Below are 6,453 nucleotides of genomic sequence, written 5' to 3' on the forward strand. Positions count from 1 at the left end.
CTTGAATACGTCGATAACGGACTCAGACTCGCCCTTGCGCATCAGGCCGTGATTGACATGGACGCAGGTGAGCTGTTTGCCGATGGCCTTGATTAAAAGGGCGGCTACAACGGAGCTGTCCACACCGCCGGAGAGTGCAAGAAGAACCTTCTTATCGCCTACCTGGCTGCGGATCAGTTCTACCTGGTCGGCAATGAAATTCGTCATGTTCCAGTTGGCCTGCGCATGGCAGGTGTCAAATACAAATTCTCTTACCAGTGATACTCTTGTCTCTTCGTCCTCTGGCCATTCGGTTACGCTGTTCTCACAGGCTGCCGGTTCGTGGCCGGCGGCCATGACTGGATAGCCTGCCTCGTAGATCTCCGGCAGTACGTCGATCCGTACGCCGTCCACGATATGGTTAGGTCCTCCGTTTATGATCACACCCTTGACATTGGGAAGTTTTTTGAGCTCTTCCGCGGTAATGTCATGGGGATAAATTTCGCTGTAGACGCCGACCTCACGGATTTCCCGCGCCAGCCTTGTATTATCTGTACTTCCCAAATCCAGAATGACTATCATATCCTGTTTCATAAGTGCCTCCTTTGACCTTCTCTGATGTATTCCTTTTCATAACATAACTTGTAATGCTGTGATTGTAATTCTGTGATTGCAACCCTGTAATATAGTGTAGCAGAAAATGAATCGAAGGTAAATGAATTTTTCATGATTTTGGCAGACTTTCAGTAGACAAATGCAGAAATTAGCCGTATAGTATATGATGAATTGTTGCGATTGCAACAGTTGAAACTGCAAGTGAAGAGATGGAGGCAGACATGTTTCGAAGATTCTACGGTTACATGAAGAATTACCGGAAATACGGGCTTTTCAGCTGTGCCTGCGTGGCGCTGGAGGTCATGTTCGAACTGGTGATTCCGCTCGTTATGGCGGATATCATCGATGTCGGCGTGGCAAACGGAGACAGAAGGTATATTATTACAAAGGGAATCGAGATGTGCATACTGGCGCTTATGGCGCTGGGGCTTGGCGCCGCGTATTCCAGATTTGCGGCGCTGTGCGGCCAGGGGCTGGGAGCGGAGCTTCGGAAGGCGGAATATCAGAAGATCCAGAGCTTCTCTTTTTCCAATACAGATCATTTCACCACATCGTCTCTCGTTACGAGGCTTACCAGCGATGTGACGGTAATTCAGAACGCGGTAACTACCGGCCTCCGGCCCATTGTGCGTGCACCTGTGATGATGGTGACGGCTCTCTGCCTGTCATTTTCCATCAATGCCAGGCTGGCGCTGATCTTCCTGGTGGCGGCTCCGCTTCTGGGGGTTATCCTGTTTCTTATCATCAGCCATGTGAGGCCCCTGTACTCCCGGATGCAGAAGAGCATCGACCTGGTCAACCGGATCGTACAGGAGAATTTAACGGCGGTCCGCGTGGTAAAGGCCTATGTCAGGGAAGGCCACGAGATGGAGAAATTCGACGCAGTCAACTCGGAACTGCAGACCGTATCGGAGAGGGCCTTCGGCCTGGCGTGTATGAACATGCCCGCCATGCAGTACGTGATGTATGCGACCATCGTATCCATTCTGTGGTTCGGCGGCAATCTGATTTTTATCGGAGGAATGCAGGTGGGGGAACTCACCGGATTCTTAAGCTATGTGCTTCAGGTCCTCAATTCCCTGATGATGATCTCCAATGTCTTCATGATGGTGACCCGGTCCATGGCCTCTGGAAAACGTATTCTGGAAGTCCTGGATGAGGAAATTGAGATTCAGGACGAAAGCAGAGAATCACTTACTGTGGAAGAAGGCGGAATTACCTTCGATCACGTGTCATTTAAATATAAGAAGAATGCGAAGGAGTACGTCCTGTCCGATGTCAGTCTCGACATCAAACCGGGGCAGACCGTGGGGATTATCGGCGGCACCGGTTCGGCCAAGACGACGCTGGTCCAGCTGATTCCGAGGCTTTATGAAGCCACGGAGGGGGAAGTACTCATCGATGGAAAGCCGGTGAAAGCGTATCCGCTGGAGCATCTGCGGGACGCGGTAGCCGTGGTATTGCAGAAAAATACCCTGTTTACCGGGACGATTGAAGATAATCTGCGATGGGGAAAAGAGGATGCCACGAAAGAGGAAATCGCGTGGGCGTGTGATATCGCCGGGGCAGCTGAGTTCGTGGAACGTTTCCCGGAGGGTTACGATACGTATCTCGATCAGGGCGGCGTGAACTTATCGGGAGGCCAGAAGCAGCGTCTCTGTATCGCAAGGGCTGTCTTAAAGCGGCCGAAGATCCTGATTCTCGACGATTCTACCAGCGCCGTGGACACGGCTACTGAGGCGGGAATCCGGAGCGGTCTTAAGGAAAGCCTTCCTGACATGACGAAGATCATCATAGCCCAGCGGATCACCTCCGTCTCGGGAGCAGACCAGATCATTATCATGGACGACGGAAAGGTACACGCATCAGGCAGTCACGAGGAGCTGCTGGCGAAAGATCCCATTTACCAGGAAATCTATTATTCTCAGCAGGAAGGGGTGGGCTTATAATGGCGAAATACATCGGTTACAAGAAACCGAGGAACACGAAAAGGACGCTGCTGCGGCTCATTTCCTATATGGGAAGACATAAATTTTCCATGTTTGTCGTGGGAATCCTGGTGATTGTCAGCAGTCTTGCCAGCGTATTCGGTACGTATATGCTGAAGCCGATTATCAACCAGTACATCATCCCAAAGGATATTCCGGGACTTGTGAAGGCACTGCTCTTCATGGGGATCCTGTATGCGGTGGGAGCATCGGCTACACTGGGGTATAACCGGCTGATGGTGAAAACGTCACAGAAGATCGTAAAGGAGATACGAAAGGATCTTTTCAATCACACGCAGACGCTGCCGCTGGCGTATTTTGACGCCCATACTCATGGAGAGCTGATGAGCCATTTTACCAACGATGTGGATACGATTGCCGAGGCGCTGAACAACAGCTTCACACTGCTGATCCAGAGCTTTATCACGACGGTCGGCACCATGGTGATGATCGTGATCTTAAGCTTCCGGCTGTCGCTTATCGTGCTGGGCTGTATGGCGCTCATGTTCCTGTTTATCCGGTTCAATGGGAAACGTAGCCGGAAATACTTTATGGAACAGCAGAAGTATTTGGGCGAGATCAACGGATTTATCGAGGAGATGGTGGCAGGACAGAAGGTGGAGAAGGTCTTCAACCATGAGAAGAAGGATTTTGAAGAATTCTGCAGGAGAAATGAGCGGCTTCGTCAGGCGTCCACCAATGCGATGGCGTATTCCGGCCTGATGGTGCCGGTAGTCGTCAGTATTTCCTATTTAAACTATGCTGTATCGGCCTGCGTGGGCGGTTTATTCGCACTGGCAGGACTCATGGACATCGGAAGCCTGGCTTCCTACCTGGTCTATGTCCGGCAGAGCGCCATGCCGATCAATCAATGCACCCAGCAGGTGAATTTCATTCTGGCCGCATTGTCCGGCGCGGAGCGCATCTTTGAAATGATGGACGAGGAGCCGGAGGTGGATGAGGGAACCGTGACGCTGTGCCGTGTGGAGGAGAAGCCGGATGGCAGCCTCTGCGAATGCAGCCGGAAGAGCGGCCTCTGGGCCTGGAAGATGCCGGACGAAGAAGGAAGAGACAACACCCTTATCCCCTTGACGGGCGACGTTCGTTTTGAGCATGTGGTGTTCGGCTACAATTATAAGAAAAAGATTCTTGATGACATCAGCCTCTTTGCCAAGCCGGGGCAGAAGATCGCATTTGTGGGTTCCACGGGAGCCGGGAAGACGACCATTATCAATCTGATCAACCGGTTTTATGAGATACAGGGCGGTGTGATCACCTATGACGGAATTGACATCACAAAGATCCGGAAGGCGGACCTGCGCCGCTCCCTGGGATTTGTCCTCCAGGATACCCACTTATTTACCGGGACCATCGAGGAGAATATCCGCTACGGAAACCTGGAAGCTACAGAGGAGGACGTAATCAATGCGGCGAAGATTGCCAATGCGCATTCCTTTATCCGGCGTCTGCCCGAGGGCTACCAGACGGTTCTGGAAAGCGACGGCGCGAATCTGTCCCAGGGCCAGAGACAGCTTCTGGCTATCGCCCGGGCCGCGGTGGCTTCTCCGCCTGTGCTGGTACTGGATGAGGCGACCAGCTCCATTGACACGAGGACGGAGCACCTGATTGAGAAGGGCATGGACGCGTTGATGGAAGACAGAACGGTGTTCGTCATCGCGCACCGCCTTTCCACGGCGCGTAATTCCAAGGCCATCATGGTCCTGGAGCACGGGAAGATCATGGAGCGCGGAAGCCACGAGGAGCTGTTGGAACAGGGCGGACGGTATTACCGGCTCTATACGGGCCAGTTTGAACTGGAATGAGCGGCCTGTCAGGACCCGGCCATGCTCCGGGCAGTAATTTCTTTACATGGATTTTACAAAAAAATACGGATAAAATCTTGAAATCCGGCGAGAAAAAAGGCATAATAAGTGGCGTTGGATTGTGATCGATAAGAAAGGCGGTAACAGAGAAAATGGACCGAAAGCAGGAGGTCAGGGAGTTAATGTTCCGTACCGAGATGGCCAGGAAGAGGCGGATCCATCCGGTATGGACCGATATGGGGCTGATCGCGGGACAGCCCAGGGTGTTAAGCCAGCTGTTCATTAAAGATAAAATCACACAGAAAGAGCTTGCAGAGGCGTGCTGTATTGAGCCGGCCACGCTGTCACGTGCGCTGGACCGTCTGGAAGCCATGGGATATATTATCAGAAACGATAATCCGCAGTGCCGTCGTTCCTTCTTAATTTCCCTGACAGAGGATGGGAAGAAGATGGCAGTAAAGGTAAAAGAGACCTTCGAGGGACTGGAGGAAGAGATGATGGAAGGCATTTCCGACGAAGAGATGGATACGATCATCTCCCTGGTCTCCAGAATTTACGATAATCTGCGAAATGAAGAAGAAAGCGGGGGCATTTAAAGTATGGGAGCATTAAAAAAGGAAACATTTGTGCCGATGGCCTTCTTCAAGAAAGAGGCCTACACAGGCAGCTTTAAGGGAATGCGTTACCGCGTAGTAAAAGCCGAAGACCAGTTCGAGGCAGTCGTCTACCCGGAACCCTACTGTTTCGAAGCAACCCCGGACGAGAACAAGGTAAAGAACACCTTCCCCTTTACCGAAGAAGGCAGAGAATCCGTCGTAAAATGGTTAAACGACCAATACGACTCCCGCAAATCAGAATGGGACGCTGCCGCCCGCTATTGATTAGAGGCAGTAGAACACGCTGCAGCCTTTCTCCCATATAAAGCCAGTACACAGCCCCAGTGATTGCGGAGAGGGCGAGGAGGCCGGGGAGGAGGAGTGTACAGCTTCCTTTTCCGAGGTTCGCAGGAACTTAAGCGGGAAGGCAGGAAAAATGGGTGGCGAAAGTTGGCCTCCAAGCCGACTTTCGAGGGCACACGGAGGAAAAATCCTTCAGGATTTCTTCCGTAGTTTGCCTGATCCGCCCATTTTTCCTGTCTTCCCGCTTTAGTTCCTGCCACCGAGGAAACAAGAAGCTGTACGCTCCTCCTCCCCGGCCTCCTCGCCCTCTCCGCAATCACTGGGGCGTCCCCCCCACAAAATTATCATTCCCCCTTTCCTATTTCTCCCAAATATGATATGATACCATATTATTGGGACTATTTATATGGAGGAAACAAGATGGAAGAAAACAGAGAAGTATTAGAAACTGCAGAAAAAGAAGAGGTTGTTTCTAAAAACTTTATCGAGCAGGAGATAGATAAGGATCTGGCAGAGGGCGTTTATAATCATGTTCAGACCAGATTCCCACCGGAACCAAACGGATATCTGCATATCGGACATGCAAAGTCCATTCTTTTAAACTACGGACTGGCTAAGAAGTATGGCGGACAGTTTAACCTTCGTTTTGATGATACAAATCCGACGAAAGAGAAGACGGAATTCGTGGAATCCATTATTGAGGATGTGAAGTGGCTGGGCGCTGATTTTGAAGACAGGCTGTTTTTTGCCTCCAATTACTTCGAGCAGATGTATGAGTGCGCGGTCTTCTTAATTAAGAAGGGCAAAGCATTTGTCTGTGATTTAACCGCGGATGAGATTCGTGAATACCGCGGCGATTTTAAGACACCGGGTAAGGAAAGCCCTTACCGGAACCGGAGCATCGAAGAGAACTTAAAGCTCTTTGAGGAGATGAAGGAAGGAAAGTATCAGGACGGAGAGAAGGTGCTCCGCGCCAAGATCGATATGGCTTCCCCGAATATCAATATGCGTGATCCGGTTATCTACCGGGTGGCTCGTATGAGCCATCACAACACTGGCGATAAGTGGTGCATCTACCCGATGTATGACTTTGCCCATCCGATCGAGGATGCGGTGGAGCACATCACACATTCGATCTGTACGCTGGAA

General features: G+C 51.2%; 6 protein-coding genes. 5 read left to right on the plus strand and 1 reads right to left on the minus strand.

What is annotated here, in order from left to right; translation table 11 throughout:
* On the minus strand, positions 1–573 hold a 573-nt coding region (locus ACLTD4_RS32460; RefSeq protein ID WP_412331902.1), incomplete at its 3' end, for a glutamine amidotransferase-related protein.
* Positions 574–815: 242 nt separating this feature from the next.
* Here ACLTD4_RS32460 and ACLTD4_RS32465 point away from each other — a divergent pair.
* The 5 genes from ACLTD4_RS32465 to ACLTD4_RS32485 all read left to right on the plus strand — a co-directional run.
* A complete protein-coding gene (locus ACLTD4_RS32465; RefSeq protein WP_055653789.1) occupies positions 816–2,543 on the plus strand; it encodes an ABC transporter ATP-binding protein in 1,728 nt (575 codons plus the stop codon).
* Positions 2,543–4,405 (plus strand): ABC transporter ATP-binding protein, encoded by a 1,863-nt coding sequence (locus ACLTD4_RS32470; RefSeq protein WP_412331903.1) that lies wholly within the window; start codon positions 2,543–2,545, stop codon positions 4,403–4,405. The genes ACLTD4_RS32465 and ACLTD4_RS32470 overlap by 1 nt, the downstream gene beginning before the upstream one ends.
* 152 nt (positions 4,406–4,557) lie before the next feature.
* Positions 4,558–5,001 (plus strand): MarR family winged helix-turn-helix transcriptional regulator, encoded by a 444-nt coding sequence (locus ACLTD4_RS32475; RefSeq protein WP_055653785.1) that lies wholly within the window; start codon positions 4,558–4,560, stop codon positions 4,999–5,001.
* A gap of 3 nt (positions 5,002–5,004) precedes the next feature.
* Positions 5,005–5,286 (plus strand): GNAT family acetyltransferase, encoded by a 282-nt coding sequence (locus ACLTD4_RS32480; protein WP_117621251.1) that lies wholly within the window; start codon positions 5,005–5,007, stop codon positions 5,284–5,286.
* Between the two features lie 438 nt (positions 5,287–5,724).
* Positions 5,725–6,453 (plus strand): glutamate--tRNA ligase family protein (locus ACLTD4_RS32485; protein ID WP_412331904.1); only part of this gene is annotated, 729 nt, incomplete at its 3' end.

It is taken from the genome of Hungatella sp., assembly GCF_046966825.1.